At 59.0% G+C, this 14,969-nt stretch carries 9 protein-coding genes; 7 read left to right on the plus strand and 2 right to left on the minus strand.

The window, feature by feature from the left end; genetic code table 11:
• Positions 1-102 precede the first annotated feature (102 nt).
• A complete protein-coding gene (gene araC / locus AB8W27_RS17305; RefSeq protein WP_146376772.1) occupies positions 103-948 on the minus strand; it encodes an arabinose operon transcriptional regulator AraC in 846 nt (281 codons plus the stop codon).
• A gap of 339 nt (positions 949-1,287) precedes the next feature.
• Here araC and araB point away from each other — a divergent pair, with 339 nt between their 5' ends.
• From araB to rluA, 6 genes are all read left to right on the plus strand, one after another.
• Complete coding sequence (gene araB, locus AB8W27_RS17310) at positions 1,288-3,000, plus strand: ribulokinase (protein WP_012815276.1); 1,713 nt, start codon at positions 1,288-1,290, stop codon at positions 2,998-3,000.
• A 10-nt stretch (positions 3,001-3,010) separates the two neighbouring features.
• Complete coding sequence (araA, locus tag AB8W27_RS17315; protein ID WP_041923186.1) at positions 3,011-4,513, plus strand: L-arabinose isomerase; 1,503 nt, start codon at positions 3,011-3,013, stop codon at positions 4,511-4,513.
• An 87-nt stretch (positions 4,514-4,600) separates the two neighbouring features.
• A complete protein-coding gene (araD, locus tag AB8W27_RS17320) occupies positions 4,601-5,296 on the plus strand; it encodes an L-ribulose-5-phosphate 4-epimerase (protein ID WP_012815274.1) in 696 nt (231 codons plus the stop codon).
• A 133-nt stretch (positions 5,297-5,429) separates the two neighbouring features.
• Positions 5,430-7,790, plus strand: coding sequence for a DNA polymerase II (polB, locus tag AB8W27_RS17325; RefSeq protein WP_012815272.1), 2,361 nt, complete (start codon positions 5,430-5,432; stop codon positions 7,788-7,790).
• A gap of 133 nt (positions 7,791-7,923) precedes the next feature.
• Entirely contained in the window at positions 7,924-10,830 is a 2,907-nt protein-coding gene (rapA, locus tag AB8W27_RS17330; protein ID WP_012815271.1) for an RNA polymerase-associated protein RapA, read from the plus strand.
• 12 nt (positions 10,831-10,842) lie between these two features.
• A complete protein-coding gene (gene rluA, locus AB8W27_RS17335) occupies positions 10,843-11,499 on the plus strand; it encodes a bifunctional tRNA pseudouridine(32) synthase/23S rRNA pseudouridine(746) synthase RluA (RefSeq protein ID WP_041923185.1) in 657 nt (218 codons plus the stop codon).
• A gap of 68 nt (positions 11,500-11,567) precedes the next feature.
• Here the strand turns inward: rluA and djlA are convergent, their stop codons facing one another.
• Positions 11,568-12,380 (minus strand): co-chaperone DjlA, encoded by an 813-nt coding sequence (gene djlA / locus AB8W27_RS17340; RefSeq protein ID WP_007765051.1) that lies wholly within the window; start codon positions 12,378-12,380, stop codon positions 11,568-11,570.
• Positions 12,381-12,563: 183 nt separating this feature from the next.
• On the opposite strand from djlA, the gene lptD reads away from it, so the two are divergent.
• On the plus strand, positions 12,564-14,927 hold the full coding sequence (gene lptD / locus AB8W27_RS17345) for an LPS assembly protein LptD (RefSeq protein WP_041923184.1): 2,364 nt from the start codon (positions 12,564-12,566) through the stop codon (positions 14,925-14,927).
• Positions 14,928-14,969 lie beyond the last annotated feature (42 nt).

The raw sequence follows: 14,969 nt of genomic DNA on the forward strand, positions 1-14,969 counted from the left end.
AGTGTGGAACAGAGGATTCTCCTGAGCGCTATGTGCTGCGTCAAGCCATCATTCTTTAACCATACTTTACTTTACCGGTCATGACACGAAACCCACGTTCCGTTATTCGCACCCGGCGCGGAATTCACTCGGGCTCGCCCCGGTACACTTCTTAAATACCCGTGAGAAATAGAGCTGATCTTCAAAGCCCACATTGCGCCCGACGCTGGCTATCGGCATCCGGGTGGTGCTGAGCAGAAGCTTCGCCTGGCTGATGCGCTGATCTTCGCGCCAGCTCAGCACGCTGACGCCTAACTGCTGGCGGAAGAGGTGCGACAGGCGCGACGGCGAAAGACAGACATGCTGCGCGACGCTTGCGATATCAAAATGGCTGTCGGCCAGGTGATCGCTGATGTACTGGCAGGCATCGCGCACGCGACTGTCGAGCGGCGCTTTCAGGGACTCGCTAATCGCCTCGACGCGGCGCAGTAGCAACTGTTCCAGCAGGTTTATCGCCAGCAGTTCGGCATAGCGCCCCGGCCCCTGAGCGGCGTCGATAATCGCCTGAAACAGCGCGGAGAACTGTTCGTGATGCGCCTCATCCGGGCGATAAAAACCGGTATTGGCGAAAATCGCAGGCCAGTTCAGCCACTCGTGCCAGTAGGCGCGCGGGCGGAAATAGACCCACTGGTGATACCACTCTTTGGCCTCCGGGTTGCGGCCATAGTGGTGCACTTCGCCTGGCGGAAAGAGCAGCATATCGCCGGGGCGGCAGAGATATTCTTTCCCCTGGTTTTTCACCACGCCTTCGCCGCGCACCGTCAGGTTGAGAATAAAGCCTTTCATGCCGAGCGGGCGGTCGATGAAAAAATCGAGCCAGCCATCGGCCTCAATCGGCGTCAGCCCGGCCACCAGATGGGCATTGAATGAATAACCAGGCAGCAGAGGATCGTTTTGCGTTTCAGCCATTTTCACGGCGCTCCGAAGCGAGAGAGAAGAAACCATTTGTCCATATCGTTAATTTTGCTGGCAGCGGCAGGCGCCTGAGCGCCCGGTATAATAGCAGCGGCGTCTTAAGCCCGCTTTATTACAGAAAATAACCTGTATTGTCTTCGCTGTCAGGCTTTTTAATCCATAACCGAAGTGTCTATAAGTGCGGCAGAAATGTCCACATCGAATATTTGCGTGGCGTCACAAATTCTCGCTTCACAGCATTTTCGTCCATAAGTTCAGCGGATCCACCCTGACCCTTTTGGCGGGGTAAAACTAATGTTCTCTCCATGTTTGTTTATCGCATGGAGTATGAAGATGGCTATTGCGCTGGGACTCGATTTTGGCAGCGACTCGGTTCGGGCTTTGGCGGTGGATTGCACCACTGGCGCCGAGCTTGCCACCAGCGTGGAGTGGTATCCACGCTGGCAGGAAGGCCGCTATTGCGACGCGGCCCGTAACCAGTTCCGCCATCATCCGCGGGATTACATTGAATCAATGGAAGCGGCGTTAAAAACCGTGCTGGCGGAACTCTCGCCAGAACAGCGCGCCGCCGTGGTCGGCATTGGCGTTGACAGCACCGGCTCCACGCCCGCCCCGATTGACGCCGACGGCAACGTGCTGGCGCTCAACCCTCAATTTGCCGACAACCCCAACGCGATGTTCGTGTTGTGGAAAGATCACACCTCGGTGGAAGAAGCGGAAGAAATCACCCGCCTGTGCCATACGCCCGGCAAAGCGGACTATTCACGCTACATCGGCGGTATTTATTCCAGCGAATGGTTCTGGGCCAAAATCCTGCATGTAACGCGCCAGGACAACGCCGTCGCGCAGGCCGCCGCCTCGTGGATTGAGCTGTGCGACTGGGTGCCTGCCCTGCTCTCCGGCACCACCCGTCCGGCGGATATTCGCCGCGGCCGTTGCAGCGCAGGTCATAAATCGCTGTGGCATGAAAGCTGGGGCGGCCTGCCGCCGGCAAGCTTCTTCGATGAACTTGATCCGCTGATTAACCAGCATCTCGACTACCCGATGTTCACCGACACCTTCACCGCCGACATCCCGGTAGGCAATCTTTGCGCCGACTGGGCGCAGCGCCTCGGCCTGCCGGAAAGCGTCGTTATCTCCGGTGGCGCGTTTGACTGCCATATGGGTGCGGTCGGCGCGGGCGCACAGCCGAATACGCTGGTGAAAGTCATCGGCACCTCCACCTGCGACATCCTGGTAGCGGAGAAAGCGGATGTCGGCGAGCGCGCCGTTAAAGGCATCTGCGGTCAGGTAGATGGCAGCGTGGTGCCGGATTTCATCGGTCTGGAAGCCGGGCAATCCGCCTTTGGCGATATCTACGCCTGGTTTGGCCGCCTGCTCGGCTGGCCGCTGGATACGCTCGCGAAGCAGCATCCGGAACTGAAACCTCAGATCGAGGCCAGCAAAAAACAGCTGCTGCCTGCGCTTACGGAAGCCTGGGCGAAAAATCCGTCGCTCGATCATCTCCCGGTGATCCTCGACTGGTTTAACGGCCGCCGCACGCCGTTCGCCAACCAGCGCCTGAAAGGCGTCATTACCGATCTTAACCTCGCCACCGACGCGCCGCTGCTGTTCGGCGGGCTGATTGCCGCCACCGCCTTTGGCGCGCGCGCCATTCAGGAGTGCTTTATCGATCAGGGCATCGCCGTGAACAACGTGATGGCGCTCGGCGGCATCGCTCGTAAAAACCCGGTGATCATGCAGGTCTGCTGCGACGTGCTGAACCGTCCGCTGCAAATCGTCGCCTCCGATCAGTGCTGTGCGCTGGGCGCGGCCATTTTCGCCGCGGTCGCCGCCGGCGCGCATGCCGATATCCCGCAGGCGCAGCAGGCGATGGCCAGCCAGATTGAGAACACGCTACAGCCGCAGCCGGAGAGCGCCGCACGCTTCGAACAACTCTACCGCCGCTTCCAGCAATGGTCGCAAAGCGCGGAACAACACTATCTCCCTTCAGCCGCCACCCCGCAGTCTGCCGAGCGCGCAGGCCAGGCGGCCCTGACACATTAAGGACACGATGATGACAATTTTCGATCAGTATGAAGTGTGGTTTGTGATTGGCAGCCAACACCTTTACGGCCCTGAAACGCTGCGTCAGGTCAACCAGCACGCCGAACAGGTAGTGAACGCACTGAACGCCGAAGCGAAGCTGCCGTGCAAACTGGTGTTAAAGCCGCTCGGCACTACGCCGGACGAGATCACCGCCATCTGCCGCGACGCCAACTATGACGATAAATGCGCGGGTCTGGTGGTCTGGCTGCATACCTTCTCGCCTGCGAAGATGTGGATCAACGGTCTTTCCATCCTCAACAAACCGCTGCTGCAATTCCATACCCAGTTCAATGCGCAGATCCCGTGGGGCAGCATCGATATGGACTTTATGAACCTGAACCAGACCGCGCACGGCGGCCGCGAGTTCGGCTTCATCGGCGCGCGTATGCGTCTGCAACATAGCGTGGTGACGGGCCACTGGCAGGATAAACAGTCTCAGGGACGACTTGGCGCGTGGATGCGTCAGGCGGTATCGAAACAAGATACCCGTCATCTGAAAGTGGCGCGCTTTGGCGACAACATGCGTGAAGTCGCCGTGACCGAAGGGGATAAAGTCGCCGCGCAGATCAAGTTTGGTTTCTCAGTGAACACCTGGGGCGTGGGCGATCTGGTGGCTGTGGTTAACGACGTCAGCGAAGGCGATATCAACGCGCTGGTGGACGAATATGAAAGCAGCTACCGCCTGACCCCTGCCGCGCAGATCAACGGCGACAAACGCCAGAACGTTCTCGATGCGGCGCGCATTGAGCTTGGCATGAAGCGCTTCCTGGAGGATGGCGGTTTCCACGCCTTCACCACGACGTTTGAAGATTTACATGGGCTGAAACAACTGCCGGGCCTCGCGGTACAGCGTCTGATGCAGCAGGGCTACGGCTTTGCGGGCGAAGGCGACTGGAAAACCGCCGCGCTGCTGCGCATCATGAAAGTGATGTCTGGCGGTCTTGAAGGCGGCACCTCCTTTATGGAGGACTACACCTACAACTTCGAGAATGGCAACGACATGGTGCTCGGCTCCCATATGCTGGAAGTCTGCCCGACCATCGCCACGCCGGAAAAACCGATCCTCGACGTGCAGTACCTCGGCATCGGCGGTAAAGCCGATCCGGCGCGCCTGATCTTCTCCACCACCACCGGCCCCGCCGTGAACGCGAGCCTTATCGATCTGGGCGATCGTTTCCGCCTGCTGGTGAACTGCGTCGACGCGGTGAAAACCCCGCACGACCTGCCGAAGCTGCCAGTGGCCAACGCGCTGTGGAAAGCCCAGCCGGATCTGCCGACCGCGTCTGAAGCCTGGATCCTGGCCGGCGGCGCGCACCATACCGTCTTCAGCCAGGCGTTGACGCTCGACGATATGCGCCTGTTCGCGGAGATGCATGACCTTGAAATCGCCGTGATCGACAACGACACCCGCCTGCCCGCGTTTAAAGACGCGCTGCGCTGGAACGAAGTGTATTACGGTTTGAAACGTTAAATCCCGGATGCCCGGTGGCGCGTCGTTTGCCGGGCCTGTGATTTCGCAGGCCAACGCGGCGACGCGCCATCCGGCGTGGAGAGAGGCATGTTAGAAGAACTCAAGCGTCAGGTGCTGGAAGCCAATCTGGCGCTGCCAAAGCATAATCTGGTGACACTCACGTGGGGCAATGTGAGCGCCGTCGACCGCGAGCGCGGGGTGTTTATTATCAAGCCCTCGGGCGTGGATTACACCGTGATGACCGCTGACGATATGGTGGTGGTCAGCATCGAGACCGGCGAGGTCGTCGAAGGCAAGAAAAAGCCCTCATCCGACACGCCTACTCATCGCCTGCTCTATCAGCAATTCCCGACCATTGGTGGGATTGTGCATACCCATTCGCGCCACGCCACCATCTGGGCGCAGGCGGGCCTGCCGATCCCGGCGACCGGCACCACCCATGCCGATTACTTCTACGGCGAGATCCCCTGCACCCGCAAAATGACGGATGAAGAGATCAACGGCGCGTATGAGTGGGAAACCGGCGTGGTGATCGCCGAAACCTTCCGTCAGCGCGATATCGATCCGGCCCAGATGCCTGGCGTGCTGGTGCACTCCCACGGCCCGTTCGCCTGGGGTAAAGATGCGGTCGATGCGGTACATAACGCCATCGTGCTGGAAGAAGTCGCCTATATGGGGATTTTCTGCCGTCAGCTCGCCCCGGAACTGCCGCAGATGCAACAGACGCTGCTGGATAAACACTACCTGCGCAAACACGGCGCAAAAGCGTATTACGGGCAGTAAACCGTGCCCGGCGGCGCGATGCTTACCAGGCCTGCGTGCGGCCTGTTCCGCCGCCGCGCACCTGTATAAAACCCCAGCAAAACAGACGCAACCAGGCTATAATCACGCCTGGTTTTTTACGTGAGTACGCCGTGTGTCTGAAGCGCATCAGGGATTTATTGTAAGCCGTCACTGGCGGGATACACCGCAGGGAACGGAGATCGAATTCTGGCTCGCGACGGATGCCGGGCCGCTGCGGGTTTGCCTGCCGCCGCAGGAGTCCGTCGCGTTTATTCCCGAAGCCGAACGCGCGCGCGCTGAAAGCCTGCTTGCGCAGGAAAACGACGCGCGCTTCGCGGCACTTTCACTGAAAGATTTTCAGCGTCAGGCAGTGTGCGGCCTTTATTGCCGCTCGCACCGCCAGCTGATGCGGCTTGAAAAGCTGCTGCGCGAAAACGGCGTCACGGTCTATGAGGCGGATATTCGCCCGCCCGAGCGCTTTCTGATGGAGCGCTTTATTACGGCGCCCGTGTGGGTCAGCGGCGATCGTCAGGGCGAGCGGCTGATTAACGCGCGCCTGAAGCCGAACCCGCACTACCGCCCGCCGCTCAAATGGGTGTCGCTGGATATCGAAACTAACCGCCACGGCGAGCTTTACTGCATCGGCCTTGAAGGCTGCGGCTCGCGCGTGGTGTACATGCTCGGGCCGGAAAACGGCGACGCCCGCGGTCTCGATTTCGAACTGGAATATGTTGCAAGCCGCCCGCTGCTGATTGAAAAACTCAACGCGTGGTTTGCACGGCACGATCCGGATGTGTTGATCGGCTGGAACGTTATCCAGTTCGATCTGCGGATGCTGCAAAAACATGCCGAGCGTTACGGCGTGCCCTTGCGGCTTGGGCGCGGCAACAGCGAGCTGGAGTGGCGCGAGCACGGTTTTAAAAACGGCGTCTTTTTCGCACAGGCCGCAGGGCGATTAATTATCGACGGGATCGAAGCCCTGAAATCCGCCTTCTGGAATTTCTCGTCGTTTTCGCTGGAGTCAGTGTCGCAGGAGCTGCTCGGCGAAGGCAAAGCCATCGACAACCCGTGGCAGCGCATGGATGAAATCGACCGGCGCTTCGCCGAAGATAAACCCGCGCTCGCCACCTATAACCTGAAAGACTGCGAGCTGGTAACGCGCATCTTCCATAAAACGGAGATCATGCCGTTTTTGCTGGAGCGCGCCACGGTGAATGGCCTGCCGGTCGACCGCCACGGCGGCTCTGTCGCGGCATTCAGCCACCTCTATTTTCCGCGTATGCACCGCGCGGGCTTTGTCGCGCCGAATCTCGGCGCGGTAGCGCCGCAGGCAAGCCCCGGCGGTTATGTGATGGATTCGCAGCCCGGCCTGTATGACTCGGTGCTGGTGCTGGATTACAAAAGCCTTTATCCGTCGATTATCCGCACCTTTTTAATCGATCCGGTGGGGCTGGTGGAAGGACTGGGCGCGCCGGAACCGGCGACGAGTGTGGAAGGCTTTATCGGCGCCTGGTTTTCGCGCGAGACGCACTGCCTGCCGGAGATCGTCACGCAGATCTGGCAGGGGCGCGAAGAGGCCAAACGCCTCGGCAACAAACCGCTCTCCCAGGCGCTGAAAATCATCATGAACGCGTTTTACGGGGTGCTTGGCACCAGCGCGTGCCGGTTCTACGATCCGCGCCTCGCCTCCTCTATCACGATGCGCGGGCATGAGATCATGCGCCAGACCAAAGCGCTTATCGAAGCGCAGGGCTATACGGTGATTTACGGCGATACCGACTCCACGTTCGTCTGGCTTAAGCGGGCGCACCAGGAAGAGGAAGCCGCAGAGATAGGCCAGCGGCTGATTGCGCACGTCAATGCCTGGTGGCAGCGTCACCTTAAAGAGAGCATGGGTCTTGAGAGCGCGCTGGAGCTGGAGTACGAAACCCACTTTAGCCGCTTCCTGATGCCGACGATACGCGGCGCGGAGATGGGCAGTAAAAAGCGCTACGCCGGGCTGATTCAGGAGGGCGACCGCCAGCGCATGGTCTTTAAAGGGCTGGAGACGGTACGTACCGACTGGACGCCGCTGGCGCAGCAGTTCCAGCAAAATCTCTACCTGCGTATTTTTCGCCGCGAGCCGTATCAGGATTACATACGCGACACTATCGCCCGGCTGATGGCGGGCGAGCTGGACGATCAACTGGTGTACCGCAAACGCCTGCGCCGCCCGCTCAGCGAATATCAGCGCAACGTGCCGCCGCATGTTCGCGCGGCGCGGCTTGCCGATGAGCATAACGCGCGCCTCGGGCGTCCTGCGCAGTACCAGAATCGCGGCACGATCAAATATGTCTGGACGATGAACGGCCCGGAGCCGGTGGATTATCAGCAGGGCACGCCGGACTACGATCACTATTTAACGAAGCAGTTACAGCCCGTCGCGGACGGCATCCTGCCTTTTATGCAAGATGACTTTGCTACACTGATGACAGGGCAGATGGGGCTTTTTTGACACGTGACGAACGTCCTGGCATCCAGTACCATAGCGCCCTTTTCACATCACCCTGATTGCGACACCCCGCCTGCGCGCAGGCGGGAGTCATACTATTGCCTGCACATTTGATAAGAGAATAGAGCCGATATATATGCCTTTTACACTTGGTCAACGCTGGATCAGCGATACGGAAAGCGAACTGGGACTGGGCACCGTGGTAGCGATCGACGCCCGCATGGTGACTCTGCTTTTCCCGGCTACCGGTGAAAATCGTCTGTATGCCCGAAATGACTCCCCGGTCACCCGCGTGATGTTCAACCCGGGCGATACCGTGACCAGCCACGAAGGCTGGCAGTTGAAAGTGGATGAAGTAAAGGAAGAAAACGGCTTACTTATTTATATCGGCACCCGTCTGGATACGCTTGAGGAAAATGTCGCGCTGCGCGAGGTTTTCCTCGACAGCAAACTGGTGTTCAGCAAACCGCAGGACCGCCTGTTCGCCGGTCAGATTGACCGTATGGACCGCTTCGCCCTGCGCTTTCGCGCCCGCAAATACCAGAGCGAACAGTACCGGATGCCGTGGAGCGGCCTGCGCGGTCAGCGTACTAACCTGATCCCGCACCAGCTCAATATCGCCAATGACGTGGGCCGCCGCCATGCGCCGCGCGTCCTGCTGGCCGATGAAGTGGGCCTCGGTAAAACCATCGAAGCCGGCATGATCATTCACCAACAGCTGCTCGCAGGCGCGGCGGAGCGCGTGCTGATTGTCGTGCCGGAAACGCTGCAACACCAGTGGCTGGTGGAGATGCTGCGCCGCTTCAACCTGCGCTTCTCGCTGTTTGACGACGAGCGTTACGCCGAAGCCCAGCATGAATCCGAGAACCCGTTCGATACCGAACAGTTGGTTATCTGCTCGCTGGATTTCGTGCGCCGCAACAAGCAGCGCCTTGAGCATCTGTGCGATGCCGAGTGGGACCTGCTGGTGGTGGACGAAGCCCATCACCTGGTCTGGAGCGAAGACGCGCCGAGCCGCGAATATCAGGCCATTGAACAGCTGGCCGAACGCGTGGCGGGCGTGCTGCTCCTGACCGCGACGCCGGAACAGCTCGGTATGGAGAGCCATTTCGCGCGCCTGCGTCTGCTGGACCCGAGCCGTTTCCACGATTTCGAACAGTTTGTCGAAGAACAGCAGAACTATCGCCCGGTGGCGGATGCCGTGGCGCTGCTGCTGGCGGGCACGCATCTGAGCGATGAACAGCTCAATACCTTAAGCGAGCTGATTGGCGAACAGGATATCGAGCCGCTGCTGCAAGCCGCCAACAGCGACCGCGACGGCGCCGAAAGCGCGCGTCAGGAGCTGGTGTCCATGCTAATGGACCGTCACGGCACCAGCCGCGTGCTGTTCCGTAACACCCGTAACGGCGTGAAAGGCTTCCCGCAACGCGAGCTGCACACCATTAAGCTGCCGTTGCCGACCCAGTACCAGACCGCCATTAAAGTCTCCGGCATTATGGGCGCGCGTAAATCCGCCGAGGAGCGCGCGCGCGATATGCTCTATCCGGAGCAGATTTATCAGGAATTTGAAGGCGACAGCGGCACCTGGTGGAACTTCGATCCGCGCGTGGAGTGGCTGATGGGCTATCTCACCAGCCACCGCTCGCAGAAAGTACTGGTGATCTGCGCCAAAGCCGCCACCGCGCTGCAGCTGGAGCAGGTACTGCGCGAGCGTGAAGGCATTCGCGCCGCCGTGTTCCATGAAGGCATGTCGATTATCGAACGCGACCGCGCAGCGGCCTGGTTTGCCGAAGAAGATACCGGCGCGCAGGTGCTGCTGTGCTCGGAAATCGGCTCCGAAGGCCGTAACTTCCAGTTCGCCAGCCAGCTGGTGATGTTCGATCTGCCGTTCAACCCCGATCTGCTGGAGCAGCGTATCGGCCGTCTGGACCGTATCGGCCAGGCGCACGATATCCAGATCCATGTGCCGTACCTTGAGAAAACCGCGCAGTCGGTGCTGGTGCGCTGGTATCACGAGGGGCTGGACGCGTTTGAACACACCTGCCCTACCGGACGCGCGATTTATGACAGCGTCTATGAGCAGCTGATTGGCTACCTGGCCGCACCGGAAAACAGCGAGGGCTTTGACGAGCTGATTCAGGCGTGCCGTAAACAGCACGATGAACTGAAAGCGCAGCTTGAGCAGGGCCGCGACCGCCTGCTGGAGATCCACTCCAACGGCGGCGAAAAAGCCCAGCAGCTGGCTGATGCCATCGCTGAGCAGGATGACGATACCGGCCTGGTGAATTTCGCCATGAACCTGTTCGATATCGTGGGCATCAATCAGGATGACCGCGGCGAACATATGATTGTGCTGACGCCGTCCGATCACATGCTGGTGCCGGATTTCCCTGGCCTGCCGGAAGATGGCTGCACCATTACGTTTAACCGCGACGTGGCGCTGTCGCGCGAAGACGCGCAGTTCATTACCTGGGAACACCCGCTTATCCGCAACGGTCTGGATCTGATCCTCTCCGGCGACACCGGCAGCTGCACCATTTCGCTGCTGAAAAATAAAGCGTTACCGGTCGGCACGCTGCTGCTGGAGCTGATTTACGTGGTCGAAGCCAAAGCGCCGAAGCAGTTGCAGCTTAACCGCTTCCTGCCGCCGACGCCGGTACGCATGCTGCTCGATAAAAGCGGCAACAATCTGGCAGGCCAGGTGGAGTTTGAAAGCTTCAACCGCCAGCTTAGCGCCGTCAACCGTCATACCGGCAGCAAGCTGGTGAACGCGGTTCAGCAGGAAGTCCATGCGATCCTGCAAGGCGGCGAGGCGCAGGTGGAGAAAGCGGCGCGCGAGCTTATCGATGCGGCGCGTCAGGAAGCCGATGACAAACTCTCCGCCGAGCTGTCGCGTCTCGAAGCGCTGCGCGCCGTGAACCCGAACATTCGCGACGACGAACTGGCGGCGATTGAGCATAACCGTCAGCAGGTCCTGGAGAACCTTAACCAGGCGAGCTGGCGACTGGATGCGCTGCGTCTTATCGTAGTGACTCACCAGTAACCGGAGCGAAACATGCTGGACGCCTACAACCCGCCGCAAGATCCGTGGCTGCTCATCCTTTATCAGGATGAGCACATCATGGTGGTGAACAAACCCAGCGGCCTGCTCTCTGTGCCAGGACGGCTTGAGGAGCATAAAGATAGCGTGATGACCCGCATTCAGCGCGATTTCCCGAATGCGGAGTCGGCACACCGTCTGGATATGGCCACCAGCGGGGTGATTGCGGTTGCGCTCACTAAAGCCGCGGAGCGTGAGCTCAAGCGACAGTTCCGCGAGCGCGAGCCGAAGAAGCACTACGTGGCGCGAGTCTGGGGGCACCCGGAAAAAGCGCAAGGGGTTGTGGATTTACCGCTGATTTGCGACTGGCCGAACCGGCCGAAGCAGAAGGTCTGCTATGAAACCGGCAAAGCGGCGCAAACCGAGTATGACGTGCTGGAGTATGCGGACGATAATACCGCCCGCGTGTTGCTCAGGCCGATCACCGGGCGTTCGCATCAGCTGCGCGTGCATATGATGGCGCTCGGCCATCCGATCCTGGGCGATAAGTTTTACGCCACACCCGAAGCATTGGCCCGCGCGCCGCGTTTGTTGCTGCACGCCGAACAGCTGACGATTACGCATCCGGCCTACGGCACGCCGATGACGTTCCGGGCGCCAGCCGATTTCTGAACGGCGCTCGTTAGCCCATAAATAAAAAGAGACGCAGGCGCGTCTCTTTTTTATGGCCTCAAATAGCTTTAACGAAACCCTTTCGCCGTCTTGATCATGTCGTAGGCTTTCTGGATTTCCTGCGCCTTCTGCTGCGCCATTTGCATCATCTGCGGCGGCAGCCCTTTGGCGACCAGCTTGTCAGGGTGATGTTCGCTCATCTGCTTACGGTAAGCGCGTTTGATAGTCGTGGCGTCATCGGTGGTTTTCACGCCCAGCACGTTGCAGGCGTCTTCCAGCGTCGGCCCGCGCGAGGCTTGCTGCGTGTCGCCGTTGTGCCAGGATTGCTGACCGCCGCCGAACTGCGCGCCGCCCTGCATCATGCGCAGGAACTGATCAAACTGCAGGCGGGAAATCCCCAGCTCTTCGCCAATCACGTACAGCACGTCGCGCTCTTTCGGGTGCAACGAGCCGTCCGCGAACGCGGTCTGGATCTGAATTTCCAGAAACATCCTAATCAGATCAAAGCGGCCGAAACAGACGCTGCGCAGCTGACGCATTTTATCGCGCAGCGGATAGTCATTCTCCTTGCCAACGCGAAACGCGTTGCGGGCCGCGTCTCGCGATGCGCCGTGCAGGTTCATGCGATCCATAAACTGCGTCGCTACCTGGATATCGGCCTCGGTGACACGACCTTTCGATTTGGTCAGGTGTCCCATCACCTCAAACGTGGTGGCGAAGAAGAGCGACTGACGTTCCTGCTGGCTGGTGAACCAGACGGTACGGCGGCTGCGCGCTTTGTCTATCATATGGCCTATTACCAGGCCGAGGATGACGCCCCAGACTCCACCGCCGACCAGCAGCCCGGTGAGCCCTCCAACCAGTTTTCCCCAATACTGCATATACTCCCCAAATGGTCATGCCGTCAGCCAGAAATTCCTTTATCATACCTGCCATTCAAAGCGGTGCCTAACCGGCAGGCAGAAAAGCAGACAGGATAACACTGGCGCTGTAGTGATGAGTAAGTTAGTCTCTGACCGTTTGCCGACGCGAAGCCATTGATGATGGAACCACGAATAACTCGTATGAAAAAACGTATTCCCACCTTGCTGGCCACCATGATTGGCACAGCCCTTTACAGCCAACAAGGCATGGCTGCCGATCTTGCTTCTCAATGTAAGCTTGGCATACCCACCTATAATCGTCCTCTGGTGCAGGGCGATACCAACCAGCTGCCGGTGACGATTAACGCCGATCACGCTAAAGGTAACTACCCGGACAATGCGGTATTTACCGGTAATGTGGATATTCAGCAAGGTAACGGTCGCCTGCAGGCGGATGAAGTGCTGCTTCATCAGAAACAAGCGGAAGGCCAGCCAGAGCCCGTGCGCACGGTCGATGCCCTGGGTAATGTGCACTATGATGACAATCAGGTCATCCTGAAAGGTCCTAAAGCGTGGGCGAATTTAAACACGAAAGATACCAACGTCTGGGAAGGTGATTACCAGATGGTGGGCCGTCAGGGCCGCGGTAAAGCGGATCTGATGAAACAGCGCGGCGAAAACCGCTACACCATCCTGGAAAATGGCTCCTTTACCTCCTGTTTGCCGGGCTCGGATACCTGGAGCGTGGTCGGTAGCGAAGTGATCCACGACCGCGAAGAGCAGGTTGCCGAGATCTGGAATGCCCGCTTTAAACTCGGCCCGGTGCCGGTGTTCTACAGCCCTTATTTACAGCTGCCGGTCGGCGACAAGCGCCGCTCAGGCTTCCTGATCCCGAACGCGCAATACAGCAAAACCAACTACTTCGAGTTCTCGTTACCGTATTACTGGAACATCGCCCCGAACTTCGACGCCACCATTACGCCGCACTATATGCATAAGCGTGGCAACGTGCAGTGGCAGAACGAATTCCGCTACCTGACGCAGGCGGGTATGGGCCTGATGGAGTTCGACTATCTGCCGTCGGATAACGTCTACCAGGACGAAAATCCAGGGATGAGCGACAAGCATCGCTGGCTGTTTTACTGGCAGCATGGCGGCGTAATGGATCAGGTGTGGCGCTTTAACGTTAACTACACCAAAGTCAGCGACACGAGCTACTTTAACGATTTCAACTCCAAATACGGCTCGAGCACCGACGGCTACGCCAGACAGTTTTTCAGCGTCGGTTATGCGGTCGAAAACTTCGACGCGACGCTCTCGACGCTCCAGTTCCAGGTGTTCGATACCTCGCGCGGGGATTCTTACCGCGCCGAGCCGCAGCTTGATGTCAACTTCTACCAGAATGATGTCGGGCCGTTCGACACGCGTCTCTATGCCCAGGCGGTACACTTTACCAACGTGAACGAAAACCTGCCGGAAGCCACGCGTCTGCACCTTGAGCCGACCATTAGCCTGCCGGTCTCTAACGACTGGGGCAGCCTGAATGCCGAAGCGAAGCTGCTGGCGACCCACTATCAGCAGGATAATCTCGATCGCTATCGCGCGTACCGCGGCGGCAATAACGAAGCGGCTAACAATCTGGAAGACTCCGTGAATCGCGTCCTGCCGCAGTTTAAGCTCGACGGTAAGGTGGTCTTTGAGCGCGACGCCGGTCTTATCGGCGACGGCTTTACCCAGACGCTGGAGCCGCGCGCGCAGTATCTCTATGTGCCCTACCGCGATCAGAGTTCCATTAATAACTACGACTCCTCGCTGCTGCAGTCCGACTACTCGGGCCTCTTCCGCGACCGTACCTACGGCGGCCTGGACCGTATCGCCTCAGCAAACCAGGTCACGACCGGCGTCACGTCGCGTATTTATGATGACGCCTCCGTTGAACGTTTTAACGTTTCTGTAGGTCAAATCTACTACTTCACCCAGTCCCGTACCGGCGATGACGATATTAACTGGGAGAAGAATAAAGATACGGGCTCGATGGTCTGGGCGGGCGACACGTACTGGCGCATCAGCGATCGCTGGGGCCTGCGCGGCGGCGTGCAGTATGACGCGCGTCTCGCGAACGTCGCCACCGGCAACGGCGTTATCGAATATCGTCGCGATGACGATCGCGTGTTGCAGCTGAACTACCGTTACGCAAGCCCGGAGTATATCCAGGCGACGCTGCCTTCGTATTCCACGGCAGAGCAGTATAAAGACGGTATTAATCAGGTGGGCATGACGGCGAGCTGGCCGATTGTGGATCGCTGGTCGGTGGTGGGCGCGTATTACTACGATACCAACGCCAACGAAGCGGCCGATCAGATGCTCGGCGTGCAGTACAACTCTTGCTGTTATGCTATCCGCGTCGGTTATGAGCGGAAACTCAACGGCTGGGATACTGATAAGAGCAAATACGACGAGGTCATTGGCTTCAACATTGAGCTGCGCGGCCTGAGTTCCAACTACGGCCTCGGCACTCAGCAGATGCTGCGCTCGAATATTCTGCCGTATCAGCGCTCCATGTAATGCTCAGATTTTGAAACATCCTCCGCTTTGCGGTTAAACGAA

Source organism: Cronobacter turicensis (assembly GCF_041222865.1).
Taxonomy (GTDB): Bacteria; Pseudomonadota; Gammaproteobacteria; order Enterobacterales; family Enterobacteriaceae; genus Cronobacter; species Cronobacter turicensis.